Genomic DNA, 25034 nt, shown 5'->3' with positions numbered 1-25034 from the left:
AGGAAAGGCTGGAAATATTCAAAACCCCTTCACGAAGGCCATGGCATAGTTGGACGATGGAGCGACGGAGAGGAACCAAGATGCGGCATGTCATCAGAATGGTCGTGGCAATGGCGAGCCTGGCGATTGGAGCCGGAGCGGCGCAGGCAGCTGACGCCGACGACGCCTCGCTGGTGCCGCAAGGCGAATACCTCGCCCGCGCCGGCGATTGCATGCCCTGCCATACCGGCGACGGCTCCAAGCCCTATGCCGGCGGCCTCGCCTTCCCGACCCCGTTCGGCACGATGTACTCGGTCAACATCACGTCGGACCCGAAATTTGGCATCGGCAAATGGACCTATGAGCAGTTCAAGGGCGCGCTGCATGACGGCATCCGCGCCGATGGCGCCTATCTCTATCCGGCCATGCCCTTCGACGCCTACACCAAGATCGAGGAGGGCGACCTCAAAGCGCTCTGGGCCTATATACGCCGCCTGCCGCCGCAGCCGGTAGAGAACACCGCCAACCAGCTCGCCTTCCCGTTCAATGTCCGTATGGGCATGCTCGCCTGGCGCGAACTGTTCTTCGCACCGGCCTATTTCACGGAAGTCGCAGGCAAGTCGCCGGATTGGAACCGCGGCGCCTATCTGGTCGAGGCGCTCGGCCATTGCTCGGATTGCCATAGCCCTCGCAACGTCATGGGTGCGATCAAGGGCAAGGAGCAGTTTACCGGCAGCGAACTCGACGGCTTCTATGCGCCGGACATCGCTTCCGCCGCGCTGGCCAAGACCTGGGACAAGGCAAGCCTCGTCCAGTTCCTGAAGACCGGCTCGGCGCCGAACCGCTCGGCCGTGTTCGGCCCGATGGCGGAAGTCGTGCATGACAGCCTTGCCTATCTCGCCGACGCCGATCTGAACGCGATGGCGACCTATCTGCTCGACAGCCCGCCGCCGCCGGACATGCCGGCGCCACAGAAGCTGTCGCCGCTGCCGGCCGATGTCTACAAGCGCGCCTCGCAGCTCTATGTCGACAATTGCGCAGCCTGCCACCAGCCGCTCGGGGTCGGCGTACCGGGCTCGATCCCGCCGCTGGCCGATAATCCGGCCGTGACGGCGAGTGAGCCCTATAATGTGCTGATGGCCGTGCTCGGCGGATTGCCGGGCGGCGGCAGCTATGGCGCAATGCCGTCCTTCGCCGGCCGCCTGTCGGACCAGCAGGTCGCCGACCTCGCCAACTATGTTCGCAGCAGTTGGGGCAACAAGGGCACGACCAACGCCACCGCCTCCATGGCAGCCGCCTGGCGCAGCGCCGCCGCCGTGCCCTACTACGGCACGCAGTCGGCGGAATCCTTCAATTGTCCGAAGGTGGGCGGCGGGCCGGACGCGACCGGACCCGATCCCGACGCGGTCGCCCAGTTGGCCACCGTGGCCGCGGCGGGTGCCAAATCCATCGGCGAGATGATCAACATCTACAACAACGCCGATCCGGGATCTTCGCCCGACACGATCGTCGACGCGCTGGTCGCCGCGTATTGCCCGTTCGTCGCCAAGGCCAATCTGCCGGACTATCAGCGCTACGCCGCGCTGAAGCAGTTCACGCTTCAGGCTGCGGCCGCCGTCTCGCCGCAGACCGCGGCCGAGCCGAGCCAGCAGACCGACATCATCTGGGCGATCCAGGCCGGTTCGACGATCGTCTATAGCGAGCCGCAGGCGGCAACGGGAGCCGTGACCTGCCCAGGCGATAGCTTCGTGCCGGGCAGTCTCGTCGAGGAAGCGGTCAAGATCATCGGCACGCCGACGCTGCCGGCGACCGGCGCCGATAGCGCGAGCTTCCCGCTCGCATTGATGAAGGCGGAACCGAAGGCACATGCCGCCGACATCGCCAATGCGATCAATACGGCCTATTGCCGGCTGGTTGTCGCCGACAAGGCCACCGATATCGGCCAGCAGCGCGGCTGGATCCAGGAATTCGGCGAGCAGGTCATCCAGTCGCTGCAGGCTAGCCTGACGGTGGCGGCGACGACGGCGCCGAAAGCGAAGTAAGGCTCGCCCAGAGATGGGCCGTGGCGAGGCTGCGATGCGGCGCGAACACCGCCATCGCGGCCTCCTGCGCGGCGATGTCCGGCCGCTCGGCAAGGCCGAACAAGCGCTGCAGTCCGGTAGCGAGGCCTGAATCGCCCACCGGCGCGACATCGGGAGAGCCGAAGCCGCGCAGCAAGATGTAGCGCGCCGTCCAGGGTCCGATGCCGCGCAGCGCCACCAGCGCCGCCTCTGCCTCCCCGGCCGGCAGTGCGGATATCGCTGCGATATCCAGTTCGCCTTGTGCGATCGACCGCGCCGCACCGACCAGATAACTCGCCTTGGAGCGCGAGAAGCGCATCGTCGCGAGCTCCGCCGGATCGAGCTCCGCGACTTGGGCTGGCGTTGGATGGAGATGCAGGCCCTGCCGCCCATGAACCACGCCGGCCCGCTCGATCAGCGCCCGCCGCAGCGCCGCGGCGAAGGTCAGGTTGATCTGCTGGCCAATCACGGCCCAGCACACCGCTTCCCACGGGTCCGCTGTCAGCGGGATGCGGAGGCCGGTGCGCATTCCAACCAGACCGGCGACGCGGGGATCGGCCGCGACGAGACGCTCGAATCCGTCCGGATCGCTCGCCAGCCCGAGCATCCTTCCAGCGACATGCAACGCCTGGGCTTCTTCCAGCGCTTCCAGATCGCGGTCGGTCCGAAGGATGGCGACATCGCCCGCCGAAAGATCGATCTCGAACAGGACCGGCTCGCCGCCAAGCCGCAGCGGCTTGACGATCACCGCGCCGGCGACACGCTCGCTGACGCTCAAGGCATCGCGGCCGTGATAAGCGAGGATCTCGGCAGCGCGGTAGCGGGCCGGCAGCGCCAGCTCAAGCTTTGCCGGCATCAGGCCGCTTCAGCCGTGTGTAGCGCCGGCCGACAACGCTTGCAGGCCCGGAGCCCGGCCGCCTCGGCCTCAACACCGCTCGCGAAGAAGCGGACATTCTCCGGCTTCGGCGGCCGCGACGGGCAATCCGGCCGGCAATAAATGCCGGTCGTAACGACGCCATAGAGGCGGGCATGGGTTGGGAAGGGCTGAAGGATGGTCATGAGCGGAGGATGACCCGGTCGGAGAGCGGGCGCCACCCGATTTCTTGCCCGGTGGTCCGGCTGAAGCAAGGCCCTCACCCTACCCTCTCCCAAAGGGAGAGGGGGCGCCCCTCCGTGAGATCGCGAGGCCGATGAAGGATCCAGCCGCTCCCTCTCCCTCTGGGAGAGGGCTGGGGTGAGGGCCTTCACCCCCCCAACCGGAAACCCTAACGCCGATGCCGCATGCTCGGCTGGCGCATCGTCACTAGCTCTTCGGCGGCGGTCGGGTGCAGGGCCATCGTCGCGTCGAAGTCTTCCTTCGTCGCGCCCATCTTGAGGGCGATCGCGACGAGTTGCGTCATCTCGGCCGAACCGGCGCCGAGGATGTGACAACCGAGGACGCGCTGGCTGGTGCCGTCGACGACCAGCTTCATCAGCATGCGCTCGTCGCGGCCGGAGAGCGTGTGCTTCATCGGCTTGAAATCGGCGCGGTAGATGTCGACAGCGGGGAACTCGGCCAATGCCTCGGCTTCGGTCAGGCCGACGGAGCCGATTTCGGGCTGCGAGAACACTGCCTTGGGAATGCCGGCATAGTCGACGGCTATCTTCTTGCCGCCGAACACCGTATCGGCGAAGGCATGGCCCTCGCGGATCGCCACCGGCGTCAGGTTGACCCGATTGGTGACATCGCCGACCGCATAGATCGACGGGACATTGGTCCGCGAATAGGCATCGACGACGATCGCGCCGGCCCCGTCCCGTGCGACACCGGCATTTTCGAGGCCGAGGCCGGCCGTGTTAGGCAGCCGGCCCGTCGCGATCATCACCTCACCGGCCTCGATCTCAAGGCCGCCGGCCGTGCGCAGGACGAGTTCCTCATCCGCCTTCAATATCTCTGCCGGCTGGTCGCCGAGCACGACCCGGATGCCCTTCTTCTCAATTTCCTCGCGCAGCTTGTGGCGAAGGTCCTCGTCGAATCCGCGCAGCAATCCGTCGCCGCGATGCAGGATCGTGGTCTCGACGCCAAGGCCGTTGAAGATGCCTGCGAATTCGACAGCGATGAAGCCGCCGCCAACCACGACAATCCGCTCCGGCAGGCGCTGGAGGTGGAACGCCTCATTGGAACTGATAGCCAGTTCCCGCCCCGGAAGCGCCGGGTCGATATAAGGCGCCCCGCCCGTCGCCACGAGGATCGTTCCGGCCGTCACGAGCCGGCCATCGGCGAGGCGCACGGCGTGCGGCCCCTCGATGACCGCGCGCATCGGTTCGAGCTTGGCGCCCGAGCGCTCGAGATTGCGGATATAGGCGGCATTCAGCCGGTCGATCTCGCGGTCCTTGGCCTCGATCAGCCGCGCCCAATCGAAGCGAGTCTCGCCGACGCTCCAGCCGAAGCCGGCCGCGTCCTCGAAGTCCTCGGCGAAATGCGAGGCATAGACGAGGAGCTTCTTGGGGACGCAGCCGCGGATGACGCAGGTGCCGCCGACGCGATATTCCTCGGCGACCATGACACGCGCGCCATGGCTTGCCGCGATGCGTCCGGCGCGCACGCCGCCGGACCCCGCACCGATCACGAAAAGATCGACCTCAAACTCGGACATGTCAGCTGGGCGCCTGATTCAGCGTCTTAGAAATCGACGCCCTTCTTCTTCAGCTCGGCCACCGACTTTTCATAGAGCTCCTCGCCGACGCGGTCCGACCAGCCCTTGACGGACTGCAGAGCTTCGCTCGAGACCTTCGGCAGCAGGTCGGCGAGCTTGACGCCGGCCGTCGTCTTGTAGAAGGCCGCGATCTGCTGGAGCTCTTCCTGGGTGAAATACTTCGCCATGATGCGCGCTACATCATTGTCGAGGTCGACGCGGCGCGAGGCGAGCTGCAGAGATTCCTGGTCGACGACCTGCGAGATCAGCTGGTGCTGGTCCGGGCGCAAGCGGATGAGCCGGTTCTGCGTGTTCTGCACCATCAGCGGCAGCAGATTGTCGAAGCCCTTGAAGGTCTTGGCGGCATCGACAGCTTCGCGGGCGGCGGCGAGGTGCTCAGGCGTCACCTCCTGCGCTTGGGCGGCACCGGAAAGACCGGCAACGATTCCGAACGCGAGCACCGCTGCGCGGAAGGTAGTGCGATGGAAATTCATGAAGGGAGCTCCCGGTGAGCGGATGATGTCAGGCGTGCAGCCAGCGCACGCCTTCAGAACTGGCGATGACGGCGGAAGTCGCGAGGCCGATGAACAGTCCGTGCTCCACGACCCCTGGTATAGCGGCAAGAGCGAGGCCTATGGCTTCTGGCTCGCGAATGAGGCCAAAAGATGCATCGATGATGGCATGGCCGCCATCGGTGACGAAGGGGGTTCCATCGGCGGCAAGACGCCGCGTCAGTGTCGCCGGCTGGCCGAAGCGATAGGCGACGGCCTCGATCGCCACGCGCGTCGCTCCGAAGCCAAAGAGGTTGACCTCGATCGGCAGCGGAAAGGCGCCCAGATGCTCGACCAGCTTGCTACCATCGGCGATGACGATCATGCGCCGCGAGGCCGCGGCGACGATCTTTTCGCGCAGCAGCGCGCCGCCGCCACCCTTGATGAGGCGCAATTGCGCATCGAGTTCGTCGGCGCCGTCGATCGTCAGATCCAGCGAGGGAATCTCGTCGAGCGTGGCGAGGCGGATGCCCTCGGCGATCGCAAGCTGCGCCGTCCGCTCTGAGGTCGGGACGCCGATCAAGTCCAGCCCGGCGCGAACCCGCTCGCCGAGACCCTTGACGAAATGGTTCGCCGTCGAGCCGGAGCCAAGCCCGAGGCGCATGCCCGGCTCGACCTTCTCGAGCGCGGCCAGCGCCGCCATCTGCTTCAATTCATCGGCTGTCGGCATGGGGCAATTTCCGGTGAGGAACGTCCGGCGGCTTGTTAGCATGCGCGCGCCATGACGCCAACGTCCGGCGGAGCGATGCGCGGCTAGGCGTCCGCCGCGCGTTGCCCTATAGGTTCCGCACCCTCCCCGCCCGCAGGAAGCCATGCGCCCCACCCTCGTCTTCGACCTCGACGGCACCCTCGTCGACACTGCCACCGACCTCGTCGCGACGCTCAATGTCATCCTGGAACGCGAGGGGCTGCGCTCCGTGCCGTTCCTGGAGGCGCGTTCCATGGTCGGCCATGGCGCCCGGGTGATGATAGAGCGCGGTCTTGCCGCCAATGGGACGCATCGCGAAGCCGCTGATCTCGACCGGCTGTTCGACGATTACATCGCCTATTATTCCGCCCATCTCGCCGATGGCAGCCAGCCATTTCCCGGCGTCGTCGAGGCGCTCGATCATTTCTCGGCCGAGGGCTGGAGCCTCGCCGTCTGCACCAACAAGCTGGAGTATCTCTCCGTCGATCTGCTGGAGAAGCTCGGCCTCGCCGCCCGATTCGACGCGATCTGCGGCGCCGACACCTTCGCAGCGCGGAAGCCTGACCCGCTGGCGCTGATCGAGACGATCCGGCGCACCGGCGGCCAGCCAGAAGCCGCCATCATGGTCGGCGATTCGAAGACCGACATCGACACGGCGAAAGCCGCCGCCGTGCCCGTCATCGCGGTGGATTTCGGCTACACGCCGGTGCATGTCCGCGACCTAGGCCCCGACATCGTCATCAGCCATTTCGACGAGTTGGCCGGGGCGGTCGCGAAGGTGCGCGCCAGTCGTTGACCAATAGGAGCGCAGAGCCGAATGGATCAAAAATCTGCACTATTGGAGATTCCCGGCGGGCAGGCACTTTTGGACTGGTTCGGCTACCCGACCCATTTCCATGATGCCTATGTTCTGGAAATCAATCTATCGAACCATAAGTCAAGTTCGATCCGCATCCACAGTTGGGTAATGACCGACCAGATCGATGCCAACGGCTACTACGTTTTGGACAAGCACGTCGTCGTCATAATCTCTCTCGAGGGCATCACGCACATCTCGCTCGATTGGTTCGACGCGTCTGGAATTGTCTCTGATTGGACCTTCGACAAAGCGGAAGACCTGTTTCTAGTCTCTTGGACCGAATCATACGGCGTAAATGGAACGATCAAAGCGAAGCGCCTGAAGATTGATCTCGTTCCCGGAAAACCGTAGTCCCGCCATCGCTAGCGGCAGTTCTTCGCGCTCACCTTCACCGGCTCGAGGTCCAGCTTCACCAGCTTGCCGGTCAGCGCGAAGTCGCCATAGTCGAAGCGCATGCGCCGCGTAATGCCATTCTCGTAGAGGATGAAGGACAGCTCGTAGGTCGGCGACTGTTCGCCGTCCACCGGGCCGTCGAAATAGCTGATGGTCACCGGCCAGTGGCGGGCCTTGTCGATCCCGGCACTCTTCGCCACCGCCTCGTCGCCGAAATCGTCGGCGCCGCTGTTGAGCTTGCCGATGACGGCAGAGGTTGCATAGACCTTTTCGCCCTTGTCCGAACCATCGAACAAGTCGATCTGCATGAAATGCTCGCCGCGCAGCGCCGCGTCGATGATCGTCTGCAGATGCTGGTTGGGAAACTGGAAATTGCGGGTGATCTCGAAACGGCGCGCCTTCGGCTTCGCCATCTTGACCTCGACCTTGTCCTTGATCCGCTCCGCCGTGCCGGTCGAATCCTCGGAGATCGTGCCGTCGACGAAGCTCTTGGTCGAGAAATTGAAGGTCTTGCCGAGGACGTCCTCGAAGGTCGTGGTGGCAACATCGGTCAGCCGCGCATTGCCGTCCTCGTCGCTCACCCGCGTCACGAAGCGAAGCTTGGTCGTATAGCCTTCGCAGGCCGAGCCGGCGAACTCATAGACCATGCGGCCCTCGGCGTCGGAAACCTTGTCCGAGGAATTGTCCATGTCGAGGACGAGGTCATAGACGGCGCGATGCGCGACCATGGCCGGCAGGGCAAGGGCCGGCAAGGGCGACAGAACGGCGGCGAGCGCCAGCAGCAGGACGCCTGCCCGGCAACGCGGCATGGCGGCAACAGAACCCTCGAACATCGGCACTCCATTGTCGTCCGGACGTCACGATACGGGTCCAGACCATCTGACGGATATGAAACAACAAATTGTGGCAAGTTCCACGCTCTTTCTCCGCGCCTTCGCCGCAACCTTTCCAAACGGTGCTTGCGAGGCTCGGAAAATCGGGCCAAATCCGCACGGTATGTTAATTCCGGAGCCAACCATGTCGGGCCTCATCGAAAGCCGCCTCGCCGCCCTCGGCATCCTGTTGCCGACGCCGGCCGCGCCGGCCGCAAATTACGTCCCCTTCGTCGAGAGTCGCGGCATGCTCTATGTGTCCGGCCAGATCCCGGTCGGCAGCAGCGGCATCGAATTTGTCGGCGCGCTCGGCGCCGAATTCGGCATCGAGGAAGGCCGGGCCGCGGCCAAGCTCTGTGCCATTAATATCCTCGCCCAGGCCAAGGCAGCGCTGGGCGATCTCGACCGGGTCGCGCGCGTCGTGAAGCTTGTCGGCTTTGTCCGTTGCGCTCCCGGCTTCGCCGACCAGCCCAAGGTGATCAACGGCGCCTCGGACTTCTTCGTCGAAATCTTCGGCGACAAGGGTCGCCATGCCCGCTCGGCCGTGGGCGTCGGCGGCCTGCCCTTCGGCGTTGCCGTCGAGATCGAAGCGATCCTCGAGATCGCATGACATGACCGCGCCGGCCTGGCTCACCGCCCGCCCGATCGCGCATCGCGGCTATCACGATGCCGCGGCAGGGCGAATCGAGAACACGCTCCCGGCTGTACAGGCAGCGATCGACAAGCGATTCGCGATCGAAGTCGACCTGCAGATGACCCGCGACGGTGAAGTCGTGGTCTTCCATGACGACACGGTCGACCGTCTTCTGGTGGGAACGGGCCGCGTCGAGGATCTGAGCCTCGCGGAGCTCACGGCCCTGCCTTTCCGCGCCGCCCCCGACTCAGTGCCGACGCTTGGCGAATTGCTGGAGTGCGTTGCCGGAGCCGCGCCGCTCGTCATCGAATTGAAGAGCGATTTTTCCGGCAATCGCCGTCTGGAGCGGGCGGTTGCGCCGATCCTCGCCACCTATTCCGGCCCATTCGTCGTCATGTCATTCGACCCCGAATCAATGATCGAAATGCGCAGCCTCGCGCCGTCGATTCCGCGAGGCATCGTCGCTGATCGCTATCTCGACCTGAATGATTGGGGCTTCCTCTCGCGCGAACGACGCTTTCGGCTTCGGCACCTGATGGACGTGCCCGCCGCCGGCGCCTGCTTCGTCTCCTTCGACATCGGCGGCCTGCCCAGCTTCCACACCTCGAAGTTTCGAGCCACCCAAGGCCCGCTCATCACCTGGACGATCCGCACGCCGGACCAGCGCGAAAAGGCCAGGATCTGCGCCGACCAGATCACGTTCGAGGGGTTCGATCCGGACGCCGATTCGTAAGGAATGGACTTCCTTCACCGTTTTCGGACGCACGGGGGGGCGGAAACGCGCTGAGTCTCCCTCGCGACATCCGCTTGCGCTTGCCCTCTTGCGCGCTAGATGGTGGGATGGTTCGCCGTCCCCCCATTTGCGAGTGCCGCCTTCCATGACCGCATCCCGCGACGCGCGGCTGACCGTCCTCTCCTCGCTGACCGAGATCAGCCGGCTTGAGTGGGACGCTTGCGCCAATCCTGGCTGGGATTCCGTCCGACCCTTTGGTGAGGACGCGGCGACGTTCCTAAAGGCGGCAAACGGCGCGGCTGCGCTTGATTCAGTTTCTGAACGACTGCCGTATAACCCCTTCATTTCCTATGATTTTCTCGAAGCATTGGAGGCCTCAGGATCGGCGACCGCGCGCTCCGGCTGGCGGGCTCGCCATCTCGTTCTCGATGGTACGGACGGCCCCGCCGCGATCGTGCCGTGCTATGAAAAGACCCATTCCATGGGCGAATATGTCTTCGACCATGGCTGGGCCGACGCCTATGAGCGGGCCGGCGGACGGTATTATCCCAAGCTCCAGGTCTCGGTGCCGTTCACGCCGGCCACCGGGCCGCGCCTGCTCGTTCGCAACCGCTCCGATGACGATGCCCGCGCCGCGCTTACCGCCGGCCTGTTGGAACTGAACCGGCGCATCGGCGGATCGTCGATCCATGCCACCTTCCTCGAGGAGCGGGATGGCGCGATCCTGGAAGGCGCCGGCTTCCTGCCTCGCGCCGACCAGCAGTTCCAGTTCGAAAACCCATTCTATCGCGATTTCGAGGATTTTCTGGAGGCGCTCGCCTCGCGCAAGCGCAAGGCGATCCGCCGCGAGCGGCGCGACGCGCTTAGCGACGGCATCGAGGTCGAGATCGTCACCGGCAAGGCACTGGACGAGGCGGCCTGGGACGCGTTCTTCGAATTCTATACCGACACCGGCGCGCGCAAATGGGGGCGGCCTTATCTGAACCGGCGGTTCTTCTCGCTCGTAGGAGAGCGCATGGCCGACCGCATCCTGCTCATCTTCGCCCGCCGGGGAAACCGACGCATCGCCGGCGCCCTCAATTTCATCGGCTCCGATGCGCTCTATGGGCGTTATTGGGGAACCACCGAGGAGGTTCCGTTCCTGCATTTCGAGATCTGCTACCATCAGGCGGTCGAATGGGCGATCGCGAACCGCCTGCCACGCGTCGAGGCCGGGGCGCAGGGCGAGCACAAGCTGGCGCGCGGCTACCGTCCGGTCATCACGCGGTCGGCCCACTACATTGCCGACCCGAATTTCCGCGCCGCCATCTCCGACTATCTGCGCCGCGAGCGCGAAGCGGTCGCGGCCGAACATGAGATCCTCGAAGACCATGTTCCTTTCCGCGCGGGAGAGCCTTCTTGACAGCACTCCTTGCCTGGCTCGGCGCGGCAGCGATCCTGCTGGTCGCCGAGCGACGGCCGAAGGCCGTGCTGTTCACGATGTCGGCCTTTGCCTTCCTGACCGCGCTGTTTCTGCTGCCCTTCGGCGATGCGGGCCGCGCAGTGCTGTTCGCCCTCGTCCTGTCGCTCACCATCGCCGGCGCCTCGGCGGTGAAGCATCACCATAGCGGCATGAAGCTCGCCTTCGCCGATCTGGCGCTGAGTTTCGCCGGTACGCTGCCCTTCATGGTGCGCCAATACCGGCGAACGGCGATGCTGACCTTCGCCACGGCGGCCGGGCTGGCGCTGATCGCGCTCCTCGGCGGCCTCTTCCTGCGCGGACACACGCTCGGCTGGCCACAGCGCTGGCTGGTCCTCGCCACCTCGTTCGGTGCCATGATGGCCGCCTATGTCGCGGCTGGCGGCGCCCGTCGTTTCCGGGCGGATCTGAACGCCGGGGCGCGCTTCTTCTCGTTCTTCCTCGCCTCGATCGTCGATGTCGCCAGTTGGTGGCCGACGAATGGCCTGCGCATGCTGGACGTTGGCGAAGCGCCGCTGCCACTCGCAGCGCCGCGATCGGCGCGATCGTCCGCCCGCCCCGACATCATCGTCGTGCAGCACGAATCCGTCTTTGATCCGCGCCTTTTCGGCCTCCCTGTCGACGACAGGATCGGCGCGTTCCTGGCGCCGGCCGGCGGACATAGCGGCCGCCTGCATGTCGACATCTATGGCGGCGGCTCGTGGCAGACCGAATTCAGCCTGCTCACCGGTCTCTCTTCGGCGAGCTTCGGTCCGGATTCCTATTTCCTGTTCAAGAAGGGCGTCGGCCGCTTCCCACATGCGCTGCCGACCGAGCTTGCAGGCCTCGGCTATCGCACCCTGCTCGCGACGAGCTGCCGGCGCGACTTCCTGAACTATGACGCGTTCTATGCTGGCATCGGCGTCGAGGAGCGGCATTTCTCCGACACCTATCCGCCGCCCTTCGACCTCGCCGCCTTCGAGATCACCAATTCCGATACCGAATTCTTCGCCGCGACGCAGGCCGCGCTGGTGCATTCGATCGATGCCGATCCGGCGCCGCGCTTCGTCATGGCGCTGACCAATTTCAACCACGGGCCGCATGAGACGCGGATCATCCCGCCGGGAATTCGCGAGGCGGCCCGCGCCTTCGCCATGCGGGCCCTGCCCGACCCGACCTATGCCGAATATTGCGCCCGCCTCGACGAGACGGCGGAAAGCTGGGCGGCGTTCAAGGCGGCGCTCGCCGCGCGCTATCCGGGCCGGCCGATGCTATTCGTGCGCTATGGCGACCACCAGCCGACCATGACGCGGGCGATCGAGCAGGCGCTTTCGATCCCGACCGACGATCCGCGCCAGTTCGAAACCTTCTTCGCGCTGGAGGCGGTCGGCTTCGAACCCGATTTCGCTGGCCTGTCCGACCGGCTCGACATCGCCATGCTGGGAACGGCAGCGCTCGCTGCCTCCGGTCTGCCGCTGGACGCCATCACGGCGACACGGCTCTCCTTGATGGAAGAATGCGGTGCCGCCTATATGGCCTCGCCATCGTCGAAGAAGCGCGCCTTCCACCGGGCCCTGGTCGAGCAAGGCGCGATCCGGCTCGCGCCCGACGCCACGGCCTTGCGGATAGCCGCCGAACGCGCCTAACTCGAAGCACCAACGAGGATTTGAGACATGGCCGACTACGACGACAGCAACATCTTCGCGAAGATCCTGCGCGGCGAGATTCCGTCGCAGCGTGTCTATGAGGACGACGATGCCATCGCCATCATGGATGTGATGCCGCAGGGGCCGGGCCATCTGCTGGTGCTGCCGAAGGCGCCGTCGCGCAATCTGCTCGATGCCGATCCGCTGGCGCTCGCCAAGCTCATCGCCGTGGTCCAGCGCCTCGCTGTCGCCGTCAAGACGGCCTTCGCGGCCGATGGCGTCTCGGTGTTCCAGTTCAACGAACCGGCGGGCGGGCAGACGGTATTCCACCTGCACTTCCACGTCGTGCCGCGCTTCGACGGCGTGCCGCTGCGGCCGCATTCCGGCACGATGGAAAAAAGCGAAGTGCTGGCCGCGGGCGCCGACAAGCTCCGCGCGGTGCTGGCCGCCTGATCGGCGAAGCGCCGCCGCGGTCAGGCGGCGGCAGCCGCCCGGGCCTTCCAGCCCTTGAACGGCACCAGCGAGCGCCGCGTCTCGTCCCAGAGGACAAGGCGCACCGAACTCAGGCTCTCCCGAATGGTGATCCGGCCGACATGAGCCAGTTCCGGATGCTTCTTCAGCACCTTGGGCAGATTGTAATAGGGAATGCGGCTCGACAAATGGTGCACATGGTGCACGCCGATATTGGCCGTCATCCAGCGCAGGAAGCCGGGCAGCGCGTAATAGGAGCTGCCATGCAGCGCCGCTTCCTGATGCGTCCATTCCGGCGGACGGGCCCAGAACGTGCCCTCGAACTGGTGCTGCACATAGAACAGCCACACACCGATCGAAGCGCCGACCACGACGATCGGCAGTTGGATCATCAGGAACGGCCCGACGCCGACCAGCCACATCAACAGCCCCGCAACCGCCAGAATGGCGAGATTGGTGCCCATCGTGCTCGCCCAAGGCTGCCAGCCACTCCGCATCAGCCCAATCGGCAGCCGGAATTGCAGCAGGAACATATAGGCCGGCCCAATGCCGAACATGACGATCGGGTGGCGGTAGAGGCGATAGCCGAGCCGCCCCCAGAATCCGCGCGCGCGATACTCCTCAATGGTCAGCGTCGTAATGTCGCCCAAGCCGCGCTGATCCAGATTGCCGGATGAGGCATGATGCACCGCATGGGTACGCCGCCAATAATCATACGGCGTGAACGTCGCCACGCCGATGATGCGGCCAACCCAATCATTGACGTCGCGGCGGCGAAAAAAAGCGTCGTGGCCGCAATCGTGCTGGATCATGAACAGGCGCACGAGAAAGCCGGCCGCCGGAACGACCAGCAGCAGCGCCGCCCACCAGAACCCGACATGGACCAGCCACCACATGGCAATCCAGAAGGCTGCGAAGGGTACGACCGTGACCAGGATTTCGAATGCGCTGCGCCATTCGTTGGGTTCGCGATAGGCAGCCAGAAGCTTGGGCCAACGACGAACGTCTCCAGGCGCGGCCCGGCTCGCAGTGTCGAAAGTTTGTGTCATGGAAGAACCGTACTGCAATCGCACGCGGAAAGCCCGAACTTCCGCACGACAGAGGCGAAGATTCGCATCGCCGCTCAGCCCTCGTCGAATTCGCCAAAGAGCTTCAGCCCTTCGATCCAGGTGGCACCATCCTGCTTGACGACAGTCCGCGGAACCACGCCGCCTTCCCGCTCGAGTGCCGCCGCCAGCAAGACGGAATGCGTCACCACCCAGACCTGCGTCCGTTCAGCCGCGCGCGCGATCAGGCGGGCGAGCGGGGCGATCAGGTCCGGATGCAGGCTCGTTTCCGGTTCGTTGAGCGCAATGAAGCCGGGTAGCCGATAGGAAGCGAGCGCCGCGACAAGACAGAGATAGGCGAGCGTTCCGTCCGAAAGCTCATGGACGCCCAGCGCGCGCGGCAGATCGGCAAACCGAAGCGCGATCGAAACACGTCCTGCCGCAAAGACGGGCTGAAGCCGCGCGCCGGGAAACGCGTCGAGGATCGCCGCCTCGATCGCTGGCGCTTCGCCACGCAATTCCATCACGGTGGCGAGCGTCGCGGCCATATCGGAGCCATCGGAGGCAAGTGTCGGCGTGGTGACCGCGACGGCCGGGCGCCGGATCGGCGAGCCCTTGTCGGTACGGAAGTCGTGATAGAAGCGCCAGTCGAGCAGCGCGCGGCGCACGAGGTCCAGCTCGGTGAAACGGCCGGGATCGCGAAACCCCGACAGCGCCGTCTCGGAGGGGACGAGCGCAACTTCATAGGACTGCCGCTCGCCATTCTCGTCGCGGAGCCAGGCGCTCGGCCCCTGCCGCTTGGCGAGGGTCACCGGCTTGCGGCTGCCGATGCGAACCAGCTCCTCGGCTTTCACCATCGGCTCGGTCGCTGTCAGCGCCGCCTCGTCGATCGGCGACGGCAGACCAATCTCGATCGAATAGGCGAGGTCGCCGAACTCGGCCTCCAGCTTCAGCCGGACCGGGTCGCCCTTGCGGCGCGGACCCGCCCAAAGGACGGATTCGACCCCGCCCTCCTCCGCGATCTCACGCGTAATCGTGCCGCGCGCGGCGGCGGCCAGCAGTTCCAGCGACCGATAGAGATTAGTCTTGCCGACGCCATTGCGCCCGACGAGCACCGTCAAATGCCCGACAGGCACCCGGATCCGCCGGATCGACCGATAGAGTTCGGCCGATACCGAAGTGACCCTCAGCGGCACGCTCCGCCTCAGTAGACCACCACCGACCGGATCGATTTCCCCTCATGCATGAGATCAAACGCCGTGTTGATCTCGTCGAGGGGCATGGTGTGGGTGATCAGGTCGTCGATGTTGATCTTGCCCTCCATGTACCAGTCGACAATCTTCGGCACATCGGTGCGGCCGCGGGCACCGCCGAAGGCCGAGCCGCGCCAGACGCGGCCGGTGACGAGCTGGAACGGGCGGGTCGAGATCTCGGTGCCCGAGGGGGCGACGCCGATGATGATCGATTCACCCCAGCCGCGATGGCAGCATTCGAGCGCCTGGCGCATGGTGTGGACATTGCCGATGCACTCGAAGGAGAAGTCCGCGCCACCTCCGGTCAGGTCGACGATCGCCTGCACGACCTTGTCGCGGCCGACCTCGTCCGGATTGATGAAGTGCGTCATGCCGAACTTCTTGGCCATCTCGACCTTGCCGGGGTTGAGATCGACGCCGATGATCTTGTCGGCGCCGACCATGCGCGCGCCCTGGATCACGTTCAATCCGATGCCGCCGAGGCCGAACACGACGACATTGGCGCCGGCCCAGACCTTGGCCGTATAGACCACCGCGCCGATGCCGGTGGTGACGCCGCAGCCGATGTAGCAGATCTTGTCGAAGGGGGCGTCCTCACGGACCTTGGCGACGGCGATCTCGGGCAGCACGGTGAAATTCGAGAAGGTCGACGTGCCCATATAGTGGAACACCGTCTCGTCCGAGCAGGAGAAGCGCGACGTCTGGTCCGGCATCAGGCCCTGCCCCTGCGTCGAGCGGATCGAGGTGCAGAGGTTGGAACGGCGCGACAGGCAGGTCTTGCAGTTGCGGCACTCGGGCGTATAGAGCGGAATGACGTGGTCGCCGACCTTGACCGAGGTGACCCCGGCGCCGATTTCGCGGACGATGCCCGCGCCCTCATGGCCGAGGATCGCCGGAAACTTGCCCTCCGAATCGAGGCCCGACAGCGTGTAGGCGTCGGTGTGGCAAACGCCCGTCGCCATGATCTCCACCAGGACCTCCCCGGCCCTTGGACCGTCCAGGTCGATGGTCTCGATGGTCAGCGGCTTGTTGGCTTCCCAGGCGACGGCGGCGCGGGTCTTCATCGGCGGTTCCTCTCTTTTCTCGAATCCTCGTCCCGGCGAGGTTCCATCGTAATGCAGCTTATACGCGGCGCCGAAGCGCAGGGAAGAGGACGCGATAGACGTTCCATCCGCCGCGCGCCTCATGCTAGCCATTGCATGCAATCGGGATGTCGGGGGACGGTCGGATGGACGGGGCAGTATCGGATAGGCAGGCGGGCGGAAATTCGACGGCCGGGGCGCCACCGCCAGCCGACCCGGCGCGGCAGCACTCCAATCCCTGGCCGATCGTCGCCATCACCTGCATCGGCGCCGCGATGGGCCAGTTCGATGCCAGCGTCGTCCAGCTGGCCCTTCCCGATCTTGCGGTCGTCTTCCAGACCCGCGAGACATTGGCGAGCTGGGTGGCGCTCGCCTATGTGCTCGCCTTCGCGGCCGCGCTGCCCATCTTCGGCCGGCTCTGCGAGATGTTCGGCCGCAAGAGGCTCTATCTCGCCGGCATATTGATCTTCGTCGCCGCCTCGGCGCTTTGCGGCATGGCGACCAGCCTGCCGGAACTCATCGCCTTTCGCATTCTGCAGGGCATTGGCGGCGCCAGCCTCGGCGCCAATTCGATCGTGATTCTCAACCACGCGGCCGGCAAGGAACGACGCGCCCGCGCCATGGGCTATTTCTCCGCCGCGCAGGCCGTCGGCGTCAGCCTCGGGCCGATCGCCGGCGGCCTGCTGCTCAGCGCGTTCGGCTGGCAGGCGATCTTCTGGGTCACCGTCCCGATCGGCCTCATCGGAGCCGTGGCGGGCTGGCTCATCTTGCCGAATGACACAGAGCGCGATCCGCGTCCATTCGACTGGCAGGGCGCGCTGCTGCTCGGCCCGTCGATCGTCAGCCTGGTGCTGGTCCTCAACCATCTCGCCGACTGGGGCCTCGCCTCGCTGCCGGCGCTTGGCTTCGGGATCGGCGGCATCGTCCTGCTGGCGCTGTTCATCGTGCGCGAGAAACGGACGGCTTCGCCGCTGATCGATCTCGGCATCTTCGCGTCAAAGCCGTTCTCGCTCGGCGTCCTCGCCGTGCTGCTCGCCTTCGCGCTGCTTTACGGCATGTTCTACCTGATGTCCTATGCGGCGATTCGAGGACTGGATGAACCACCGGAGCGCGCCGGCCTGCGTCTCTCCGCCATCCCGATCGCGCTCGGTATCGCCGCACCGTTCGCGGGCGCTCTGGTCAAGCGCTTCGGAACCGCGACGCTGGCCCTCTTCGGTATGGCGCTGGCGGCGATCGCGCTGCTCACCCTCTCTCTGGTGGCGCTGGAAGCGACGCCCTCGCGCATGATCGGCATGGCCGCGCTCGCGGTCTTCGGCGCCGGGCTCGGCTTCTTCATGGCGCCAAACAACAGCGCCACCATGGGGGCGGCGCCACCGGCCTTTGCCGGCGAGGCCGGCGCGCTGATCAACCTTGCCCGGATGCTGGGCGTCAGCCTCGGCGTTGCCAGTTCAGCCTCGATGCTGCATTGGCGCACGGAGGTCATAGCAGGGGCGACGAATACCGACGTCTATTTCTACGGTCACCCGATGCTGGGCGCCGTCGAGACGAGCTTTGGCCTGCTCTTCATCCTGGCGCTGATCGCGGCGATCGCGACGTGGTGGCGCCGCCGCCTCGAACCGCAGACCTGACGCTCAGGCCGGTGGGCTGAAGGCCTGCGAAATCTCGGCGAAGACGGGCATCGCCTCGCAGCGCTCGGCATGGGCTAGCAGCGCCGGATGATCGCCGAACAGCGCCGGATGCACGTCGCGCACGAAGCGAAGCGCGCAGGCGACCGCGATATCGGCGTGACCGATGGTCTCGCCGAACCACCAAGGTGTGGTGCGGGCGACGCGATCCTGCTCCAGAACGCCCAACACCTCGGCGATCTGCGTCTTGCAGCGCGCGACCCAGACGTCGGACTTCTCCTGGTGCAGCACGCCCTCATAGAACAGGATCACCGCCTTGTCGGCGAGACCCGTCGCCAACGCGCAGATTTGCAGCGCCCGGCGCCGATCGGGACCATGATCGGCGATCATCGCACGCTCGGGACCGGCCTCCTCGTCGAGATAATCAAGGATCGCCGCGCTCTCGATCAGCACCTCGCCGCTGTCCAGAACCAGAGTTGGAACACGGCGCAGCGGATTGAAAGGCGCGATCTTGTCGGCATCGGCAAAGGTCGACCACGGCTTCTGCTCGAAGGCGACGCCATAGAGCTTCAGCGCGATCCCGACGCGGCGGACGAAGGGGGAGTCGTATTGGCCGATGAGGAACATGGTGCCTGCCGTCAATTGATGGAAAGTCATTTCGACGATCTCATGAAACGTATCATGTTGCCGACGCACATCCGCCCAGGCTGGGCTGAGATGGACAATCTCTTTCGCCTCACCGAGCCGCAGCCCGTGAGCGTGGGCCAACTCGCGAATGCACTGCACGATCGTCCAGCCCGCGGCGCGCCATTCGGCAATCTGGCGATCATAAAATCCAGTTCCCATCCCGGTGTTCCGCTCACGGACGCTCATAATGATAGCGACATTGCAGCATGCGGATCGAGTCGCTCTCCACCGCATAGACGAGGCGGTGCTCCTGATCGATCCGGCGCGACCAGACAGAGCCGCCGAGATATTTGAGCGGTTCGGGCTTGCCGGTGCCGGTCGTCGGCGTTCGCAGCACTTCTTCGATCAGCTTGAGGATGCGACCGGGTTTCCGCGCATCGGTCACGGTCCACCACATCAGGTCGTCGAGCGCCTCAGCGGCCAGGACCAAGCTTCGCGCGGAGCTCATCGACACCTCCGAAGACCCGGTCGGTGGAGCGATCTCCATGCATCGCGCTGATCAGTCGCCTCGCATTCTCCGGCGAGCGCAGAAGATAGGCCGTCTCTTCGAGCGAGGCGAAATCCGCCTCCGAGACCACGACCACCGCCTCGCCATTCTTGCGCTCGACGCGAAGTGGCTCATGATCGGCGCAAACTGCGTCGAGTTCCTGCTTCAGATTGGAGCGGAGGGCCGAATAAGTGGTCGAGCGGGCCATGGCCCCATTGTACAATCTTCTTGTACGAGTTCAAGCGACCTTGCTTTGATACTCAGACAGATTGCAGATGCCGGCACACCGGACCGGACGGTTGCGGCTCACCGGGAGGAACTCATGTCTCACCAAAGATTGGCGATGATCTTCACCGCAGCTTCGCTGTTTTTCGGCTCCCTGCCCGCCTATGCGGACGCTTCCGCCGACGAGGCAGCGATCCGCGAGCGCTTCCGGACCTGGACGGCGGCGTTCAACGCCCGCGACGCGGCCGGCGTCTGTGATCTCTTCGCGCCGGATCTGATCTATTCCGTGCCGGAGATCACCGACGGAACGCAGCAGACCATGTGTTCCAACATCGCCAAGATCTTTGCCAAGACAGGACTGGAGCTTCGATACGACGGGCCCGACATCCACGAGATCATCATGAAAGGCGACATCGCCATCGTCCGCCTGACCTGGACGCTGACGACAAAGACGGCGGACGGAACCGACACGACCGAAGAGGAGGGCATGGACATCTTCCGCCGCCAGCCCGACGGACGCTGGTCGATCGCCAGATTCATCGCCTTCACGACGCGCGCAAACGAGATGCTGAAATAGCGTCGACGCGTCGTCTGCCGCCGCGCCATCTGGGAGCGCGGGGGCGATCTACTCCCCGCCCCGCTCCTTCCGGAGCTTCGCCCAATACTCCATCCGCTTGCGGATCTCGCGCTCGAAGCCACGTTCGACCGGCTCGTAGAAGCTCTGCCGGCCGAGAGCCTCCGGGAAATAATCCTGGCCGGAGAAGGCGTCGGGCTCGTCATGGTCGTAGCGGTAGCCCGAGCCATAGCCCTCGCCCTTCATCAGCTTGGTCGGGGCGTTCAGGATCACCTTCGGCGGCACCAGCGAGCCGCCCTGCTTGGCCGCCTGGGTCGCCGCCTTGAAGGCGGTGTAGACGGCGTTCGATTTCGGCGCGGTGGCGAGATAGACGCAGGCCTGCGCGAAGGCGAGCTCGCCCTCCGGGCTGCCGAGATAGTCATAGGCATCCTTGGCCGCATTGGCGATGACCAGCGCCTGCGGATCGGCGAGGCCGATATCCTCGACCGCCATCCGCACCAGCCGCCGTCCGAGATAGAGCGGGTCCTCGCCGGCGTCGAACATGCGCGCCAGATAATAGAGCGCCGCGTCCGGGTCCGAGCCGCGCACCGATTTATGCAATGCCGAGATCAGATTGTAGTGGCCGTCCTGGCCCTTGTCATAGATCGGGGCGCGTCGCTGCACGATCTCCTGCAGCGCCTTGGCGTCGAAGACCTCGCCTTCCCTCGCCGCACGCCAGACCTCTTCGGCGAGCGTCAGGGAGGCGCGACCGTCGCCATCGGCCATGCGGACCAGCACCTCGCGCGCTTCCTCGTCGAGAGGCAGCGTCTTGCCTTCGGTCGCCTCGGCCCGCTCCAGCAATTGCCCGATCGAGTGGGCGTCATGAGAATGGAACACGAGGACGCGGGCGCGGGAAAGCAGCGCGGCGTTCAGTTCGAAGGACGGATTTTCGGTCGTGGCGCCAACCAGCGTGACGGTACCGTCCTCCATCACGGGCAGGAAGCTGTCCTGCTGGGCGCGGTTGAAGCGGTGGATCTCATCGACGAAGAGCAGTGTGCCCTTGCCGATCTGGCGCCGCGCCCTTGCCTGGTCGAACGCCTTCTTCAGATCGGCGACGCCGGTGAAGACGGCGGAGATCTGCTCGAAATGCAGGTCGGTCTCGCCGGCCAGCAGCCGCGCCACCGTCGTCTTGCCGGTGCCCGGCGGGCCCCAGAAGATCATCGAGCCGAGAGAGCCCGAGTTCAGCATGCGCGTCAGCGCGCCGCTCTCGCCGACCAGATGATCCTGCCCGACGACATCAGCGAGGCGAGCCGGCCGCAGCCGGTCTGCGAGCGGCCGCGGCGCCGACCGCTCCAGTCCGGCCGCCTCGAACAAATTGGCCATCGCTAGCCGCCGATCGACGAGCGGATCAGCCGCCCGTCGCGCTCGATCGTCAGGCGCCACAGATCCGCCTGCTGGTCGGCAACGCTGACGAGGACGCGGGTCGTGTCGATCGGCGTGCCATTCACTTCGACGACCACATCGCCGGGCCGAAAGCCGACATTGGCCGCGATCGAACCATCGGCGACCTTCTCGATCAGCACGCCGCGCTCGCGTCGACCTTTATAGCCCGTATCTACGATGACGGCCGGCGAAAGATTGACGACCGTGGCGCCGGTGAAGGGCGATTGCGCCCGGATCTCGGTCTCGTCGCGCAGCGGCACCTCCGGCGGCGCCTCCAGCGCGAGGCTCAAATTCGTCTCCTTGCCGCCGCGCAGAACGGTCAGCTCCGTCGTGACGCCGATGCCGCGAGTTGCGAGGCGGTAATGCAGCGCGTTCGGATCGTCGATGTCGAGGCCGTCGGCCTTGACGACGAGATCGCCGGCGACGAGCCCAGCCTTCGCGGCCGGGCCGTCCTCGCGCACCGCCGTCACCAGCGCTCCATAGGGCCGGTCAATGCCGAGCCCGTCGGCAATGTCGGACGTCACGTCCTGAAAATCGGCGCCAATCCACGGCAGGCGCACCTTGCCATCGGTCAACGCCGACTGGACAACGATGCGGACCAGATTGGAAGGGATCGCGAATCCGATGCCGATCGACCCGCCGGAGCGCGAATAGATCGCCGTGTTGATGCCGACGAGTCTGCCCTTCATGTCGACCAGCGCGCCGCCGGAATTACCGGGATTGATCGCCGCATCGGTCTGGATGAAGAACTGGTAGTCCGAAGCGCCGATCTGGCTGCGGGCGAGCGCCGAGACGATGCCGCTCGTAACCGTCTGGCCGACGCCGAAGGGATCCCCGATGGCCAGCACCAGATCGCCGACCTCGAGCGCATCCGAATCGGCAAGCCCGACCACCGGATATGGCCCCTTGCCACCCTTGAGCCGCAGCACCGCGAGGTCCATCCGCTCATCCTTCAGGATGATGTCGGCGGCGAGTTCCCGCTTGTCGGAGAGGGCGACCTTCACTTCGTCGGCATTGGCGATGACGTGGTAGTTCGTCACCACGACGCCTGACGGATCTATGATCACGCCCGAGCCGAGCGACTGCTGTACGCGCTTTCTCGGCGTGCCACCCGAATCGTCGCCGCCGAAGAAACGGCGGAAGAACGGATCGTCCATGAAGGGCGACATGCGCTGCTGGACGACCCGAGAGGCATAGACATTGACGACGGCGGGCGAAATGCGTTTGACCAGCGGCGCGAAGGAAAGGCCGATTTCGGCCTCGCTCTGCGGAACGGCGCGCTCGGCCGCGCGAGCGGGGAGATCGGCGGCAACAGCCAGCCAGAGGAAAGACAGCGCGAGGGAAAACCCAAGGGACAACCCAAGTCGCAGCCTCATGACGCGGAACCTCCTGAAGACATTGTCGCCTCGACGATGTTACATGAATTGCGGCGATGCCGTGGCCCAGCACCCATGCGGCGGCGACCGGACGCGCGCGGCGCATTGGCGCAACCGCCTATTTGGGCAACCGGCTCTTGGCGCGCCGGTCTTCTTGCGGATAATAGAGCGGGGGCAAGAAGGATTTCCATGCTCTGGGTAGCTTTGTTCATCGCGGGCGTGTTCGGCATTCTCGCCGGTGGCATCCCGCTGATCCTGAACGGTCTGCGCGCCGGCAGCGCCACGATCCTCGCTCTCGGCCTGCTGCTTCTCGTCAGCGGAACGATCGGGGTCGTCGCCAAGCCTGATCTCGTCGCCCTCCGTCTGCCGCGCCTCGTCTTTGGCGGCTCTCCTGCGCCTGCCGCCGTCGAGCCGCAGGTGGTGAAGTCGGCCGACTCGCTGCCCGCCCCGGACGAGCCTAAAATGGCCGAGGCGCCCGCAGCACCCGCCGCCGATCTGGCGGCGAAGGACGAATCGCAGATGGCCGCCAAGATGCCGGAGCCGGTCACGGTCACGACGACCAAGATCGTCGGCGGTGAGGGCGAGCCCATGGCAGGCCAATCCGCGCCGCTGAACGACGCATCCGCCGATGCGGCAGAGCCTGCCGCCCCGGCCCCGGCGCCACCGGCCGCGCCCAAGATCGACGAAGCGGCGGAACTGGCAGCGCTCATGCCTCAGCAGGCTCGCGACCAGTCCGCCTTCACCAAGGTCGTGACCGCCGCCCGCCAGGAATATGAAAGCACCAGCATCGATGATCGCGGCGCGCTGCAATCGAGCCGCGCCGCCGCGATCTGCGCCGCCGTGAAGAATCCGGCCATCAAGGATTGGGTCGGCCGCATCAAGGAGATCGACAAGGACGCCGGCGGACGCACCATCGTCTCGGTCAGCCTGCCCGATGGCACGCTGGTGAAGACCTGGAACAACGCCATGTCGGACATCGAAGATAAGACGCTGGTCATCGCCGGCACGCCGCTGGCCGCCGCCTTCGGCAAGCTCGCCAATGGCGATTCCATCCGCTTCTCCGGCTCCTTCTTCCCCGACGAGCCCGATTGCTACCGCTCCAGCCGTCTGTCGCTCGACCAGTCGATGACAGAACCGAGCTTCCTGTTCCGGTTTACCGAGGTGGAGAAGCTGTAGGGGGAGCGCTGAACCACAATCACGCAGCGGCCGAGGGAAGCCGATTGAGAGACAGGATCACGTTCTTCAGCTTAGGTGTGTTTTTTCTGGCTCTATTGGCATATGGCTTCAAGAGTGGCGAAATGCCAAGCATGTACCACTGCTTCGATAAGGGACGCCAGCCGGTACTCTACTGGTGTGGTGCCGTCCTGCTCGGGCTCATCGGCTTAGGGTGCATTGCGGTCGCGTTTGATCCGCGCATGCCTGACCGATGACGACCAGCCCCTTCCCCGTGCCTTCTCGGTCGACCCGTTCATGACCGAGCCAAGCTTGCTTCTCAACGTAAACCATGTCGAAAAGCGTTGAGAGGAGTTCGCGATGCGCTGCACAATCCTAGCTGCCTTTCTCACCTGGATGCTTTCAGCGGGCGCGACTGGCGCCGCGTTTGAACTCAATACGGCCAGCCCGGTTTGGCCCGACACCTATGTCAGCCGGCTGCAGGCCCTCGCCCTCATCCAGTCGCTGAGTTCAGAGCTGCTCGCCAATCCGAGCGCGACGCTGGTTCTGGATCGCTGGTGCGCGGCGCATAACCTCGCCCCGCCCGGAACGAAGATCGTCGCTGATCGCGTACGCGGCGCCGAAAAGCCGGCCGACTTCGGGGTGCGCGAAGCACTTGGCGTTGGATCGGACGAGCCCGTCGCCTATCGCCGGGTCCGTCTCACCTGCGGCGACAAGGTGCTGTCGGAAGCCGACAACTGGTATGTCCCGTCCCTGCTCACCGACGCGATGAACCGGGAACTCGAAACCACCGACACTTCCTTCGGCCGCGTGGTGAAGCCGCTTGGCTTCACCCGAACGACAATCGATTCCCGGATTCTCTGGCGGCCGCTGCCAGAGGGCTGGGAGATGCAGCCACTGGCGGCGCAAGCATCCTCCGCCGCCGCTCTCATGATCCCGGCCCTCCTCCTCGAAAACCGGGCGGTCCTGAAGCGCGCCGACGGCAAGCCGTTCAGTCTCGTCGTCGAGAGCTACACGCGCGAGATCCTGGCCTTTCCGCCGCCAGACCACCGCTGAGGTGGCGTTCTCCGGAATTGCCACTCTTC

At 65.4% G+C, this 25034-nt stretch carries 26 protein-coding genes; 12 read left to right on the top strand and 14 right to left on the bottom strand.

Going from position 1 to position 25034, the window contains the following annotated elements; all coding sequences use genetic code 11:
- Positions 1-80: 80 nt before the first annotated feature.
- Positions 81-2021, top strand: a complete 1941-nt coding sequence (locus OSH05_RS13545) for a c-type cytochrome (protein ID WP_104221226.1) — start codon at positions 81-83, stop codon at positions 2019-2021.
- Here the strand turns inward: OSH05_RS13545 and OSH05_RS13540 are convergent.
- The 5 genes from OSH05_RS13540 to rpiA all read right to left on the bottom strand — a co-directional run bounded on the left by OSH05_RS13540 (position 1978) and on the right by rpiA (position 5935).
- A complete protein-coding gene (locus tag OSH05_RS13540; RefSeq protein ID WP_104221227.1) occupies positions 1978-2895 on the bottom strand; it encodes a DNA-3-methyladenine glycosylase family protein in 918 nt (305 codons plus the stop codon). The genes OSH05_RS13545 and OSH05_RS13540 overlap by 44 nt on opposite strands.
- Positions 2895-3098 carry an Ada metal-binding domain-containing protein gene (locus OSH05_RS13535; protein ID WP_104221228.1) on the bottom strand — a complete coding sequence of 68 codons (204 nt, stop codon included), beginning with the start codon at positions 3096-3098 and terminating at the stop codon, positions 2895-2897. The genes OSH05_RS13540 and OSH05_RS13535 overlap by 1 nt, the downstream gene beginning before the upstream one ends.
- Positions 3099-3304: 206 nt before the next feature.
- Positions 3305-4675 (bottom strand): glutathione-disulfide reductase, encoded by a 1371-nt coding sequence (gene gor, locus OSH05_RS13530; RefSeq protein ID WP_104221229.1) that lies wholly within the window; start codon positions 4673-4675, stop codon positions 3305-3307.
- A 26-nt stretch (positions 4676-4701) separates the two neighbouring features.
- Complete coding sequence (locus OSH05_RS13525) at positions 4702-5208, bottom strand: DUF2059 domain-containing protein (RefSeq protein ID WP_104221230.1); 507 nt, start codon at positions 5206-5208, stop codon at positions 4702-4704.
- A 28-nt stretch (positions 5209-5236) separates the two neighbouring features.
- Entirely contained in the window at positions 5237-5935 is a 699-nt protein-coding gene (rpiA, locus tag OSH05_RS13520; RefSeq protein ID WP_104221231.1) for a ribose-5-phosphate isomerase RpiA, read from the bottom strand.
- Positions 5936-6077: 142 nt separating this feature from the next.
- On the opposite strand from rpiA, the gene gph reads away from it, so the two are divergent.
- Entirely contained in the window at positions 6078-6749 is a 672-nt protein-coding gene (gph, locus tag OSH05_RS13515; RefSeq protein WP_104221232.1) for a phosphoglycolate phosphatase, read from the top strand.
- 21 nt (positions 6750-6770) lie between these two features.
- Positions 6771-7163 (top strand): hypothetical protein, encoded by a 393-nt coding sequence (locus OSH05_RS13510; RefSeq protein ID WP_104221233.1) that lies wholly within the window; start codon positions 6771-6773, stop codon positions 7161-7163.
- Between the two features lie 11 nt (positions 7164-7174).
- On the opposite strand, the gene OSH05_RS13505 is transcribed toward OSH05_RS13510, so the two are convergent.
- Positions 7175-8038 carry a cell envelope integrity EipB family protein gene (locus OSH05_RS13505; RefSeq protein WP_266352437.1) on the bottom strand — a complete coding sequence of 288 codons (864 nt, stop codon included), beginning with the start codon at positions 8036-8038 and terminating at the stop codon, positions 7175-7177.
- Between the two features lie 184 nt (positions 8039-8222).
- Between OSH05_RS13505 and OSH05_RS13500 the strand changes: the two genes are divergently transcribed.
- From OSH05_RS13500 to OSH05_RS13480, 5 genes are all read left to right on the top strand, one after another.
- Positions 8223-8687, top strand: a complete 465-nt coding sequence (locus OSH05_RS13500) for a RidA family protein (protein WP_104221234.1) — start codon at positions 8223-8225, stop codon at positions 8685-8687.
- Position 8688: 1 nt separating this feature from the next.
- The gene (locus tag OSH05_RS13495; RefSeq protein ID WP_165801725.1) at positions 8689-9444 is read left to right on the top strand and encodes a glycerophosphodiester phosphodiesterase family protein; all 756 of its coding nucleotides are present in this window, start codon (positions 8689-8691) and stop codon (positions 9442-9444) included.
- Between the two features lie 145 nt (positions 9445-9589).
- Positions 9590-10846, top strand: a complete 1257-nt coding sequence (locus OSH05_RS13490; RefSeq protein ID WP_104221236.1) for a GNAT family N-acetyltransferase — start codon at positions 9590-9592, stop codon at positions 10844-10846.
- The gene (locus tag OSH05_RS13485; RefSeq protein ID WP_104221237.1) at positions 10843-12528 is read left to right on the top strand and encodes a sulfatase-like hydrolase/transferase; all 1686 of its coding nucleotides are present in this window, start codon (positions 10843-10845) and stop codon (positions 12526-12528) included. Before OSH05_RS13490 ends, OSH05_RS13485 begins: the two co-directional genes overlap by 4 nt.
- A 27-nt stretch (positions 12529-12555) precedes the next feature.
- Positions 12556-12981, top strand: coding sequence for an HIT family protein (locus OSH05_RS13480; protein ID WP_104221238.1), 426 nt, complete (start codon positions 12556-12558; stop codon positions 12979-12981).
- Between the two features lie 20 nt (positions 12982-13001).
- Here OSH05_RS13480 and OSH05_RS13475 read toward each other — a convergent pair whose 3' ends face one another.
- From OSH05_RS13475 to OSH05_RS13465, 3 genes are all read right to left on the bottom strand, one after another.
- Positions 13002-14048, bottom strand: coding sequence for a fatty acid desaturase (locus OSH05_RS13475; protein WP_104221239.1), 1047 nt, complete (start codon positions 14046-14048; stop codon positions 13002-13004).
- 74 nt (positions 14049-14122) lie between these two features.
- Positions 14123-15235 carry an AAA family ATPase gene (locus OSH05_RS13470; protein WP_165801728.1) on the bottom strand — a complete coding sequence of 371 codons (1113 nt, stop codon included), beginning with the start codon at positions 15233-15235 and terminating at the stop codon, positions 14123-14125.
- 14 nt (positions 15236-15249) lie between these two features.
- Entirely contained in the window at positions 15250-16362 is a 1113-nt protein-coding gene (locus OSH05_RS13465) for an S-(hydroxymethyl)glutathione dehydrogenase/class III alcohol dehydrogenase (protein ID WP_104221241.1), read from the bottom strand.
- A gap of 164 nt (positions 16363-16526) precedes the next feature.
- Here OSH05_RS13465 and OSH05_RS13460 point away from each other — a divergent pair, with 164 nt between their 5' ends.
- Positions 16527-18008 (top strand): DHA2 family efflux MFS transporter permease subunit, encoded by a 1482-nt coding sequence (locus OSH05_RS13460; protein WP_165801726.1) that lies wholly within the window; start codon positions 16527-16529, stop codon positions 18006-18008.
- A gap of 3 nt (positions 18009-18011) precedes the next feature.
- Here OSH05_RS13460 and OSH05_RS13455 read toward each other — a convergent pair whose 3' ends face one another.
- The 3 genes from OSH05_RS13455 to OSH05_RS13445 all read right to left on the bottom strand — a co-directional run bounded on the left by OSH05_RS13455 (position 18012) and on the right by OSH05_RS13445 (position 19387).
- Entirely contained in the window at positions 18012-18632 is a 621-nt protein-coding gene (locus tag OSH05_RS13455; protein WP_104221277.1) for a glutathione S-transferase family protein, read from the bottom strand.
- 232 nt (positions 18633-18864) lie between these two features.
- A complete protein-coding gene (locus OSH05_RS13450; RefSeq protein WP_104221243.1) occupies positions 18865-19140 on the bottom strand; it encodes a Txe/YoeB family addiction module toxin in 276 nt (91 codons plus the stop codon).
- Positions 19106-19387, bottom strand: coding sequence for a type II toxin-antitoxin system Phd/YefM family antitoxin (locus tag OSH05_RS13445; RefSeq protein WP_104221244.1), 282 nt, complete (start codon positions 19385-19387; stop codon positions 19106-19108). Before OSH05_RS13445 ends, OSH05_RS13450 begins: the two co-directional genes overlap by 35 nt.
- Before the next feature lie 114 nt (positions 19388-19501).
- On the opposite strand from OSH05_RS13445, the gene OSH05_RS13440 reads away from it, so the two are divergent.
- On the top strand, positions 19502-19981 hold the full coding sequence (locus tag OSH05_RS13440) for a YybH family protein (protein ID WP_165801727.1): 480 nt from the start codon (positions 19502-19504) through the stop codon (positions 19979-19981).
- Positions 19982-20029: 48 nt separating this feature from the next.
- Here the strand turns inward: OSH05_RS13440 and OSH05_RS13435 are convergent, their stop codons facing one another.
- Entirely contained in the window at positions 20030-21340 is a 1311-nt protein-coding gene (locus tag OSH05_RS13435) for a replication-associated recombination protein A (protein ID WP_104221246.1), read from the bottom strand.
- Positions 21341-21342: 2 nt separating this feature from the next.
- The gene (locus tag OSH05_RS13430; protein WP_207778830.1) at positions 21343-22776 is read right to left on the bottom strand and encodes a DegQ family serine endoprotease; all 1434 of its coding nucleotides are present in this window, start codon (positions 22774-22776) and stop codon (positions 21343-21345) included.
- 189 nt (positions 22777-22965) lie between these two features.
- Between OSH05_RS13430 and OSH05_RS13425 the strand changes: the two genes are divergently transcribed.
- Together OSH05_RS13425 and OSH05_RS13420 are read left to right on the top strand one after the other, a co-directional pair.
- Positions 22966-23952, top strand: a complete 987-nt coding sequence (locus OSH05_RS13425) for a hypothetical protein (RefSeq protein WP_104221248.1) — start codon at positions 22966-22968, stop codon at positions 23950-23952.
- Positions 23953-24309: 357 nt separating this feature from the next.
- Complete coding sequence (locus OSH05_RS13420) at positions 24310-25005, top strand: hypothetical protein (RefSeq protein WP_266352432.1); 696 nt, start codon at positions 24310-24312, stop codon at positions 25003-25005.
- The last annotated feature ends 29 nt before the right edge of the window (positions 25006-25034 follow it).

The organism is Kaistia algarum (assembly GCF_026343945.1).
In the GTDB taxonomy this organism is placed as follows: Bacteria; Pseudomonadota; Alphaproteobacteria; order Rhizobiales; family Kaistiaceae; genus Kaistia; species Kaistia algarum.
The sequence above is the reverse complement of the archived record's forward strand: the minus strand, read 5'-3'. Positions and strand labels throughout refer to the sequence as shown.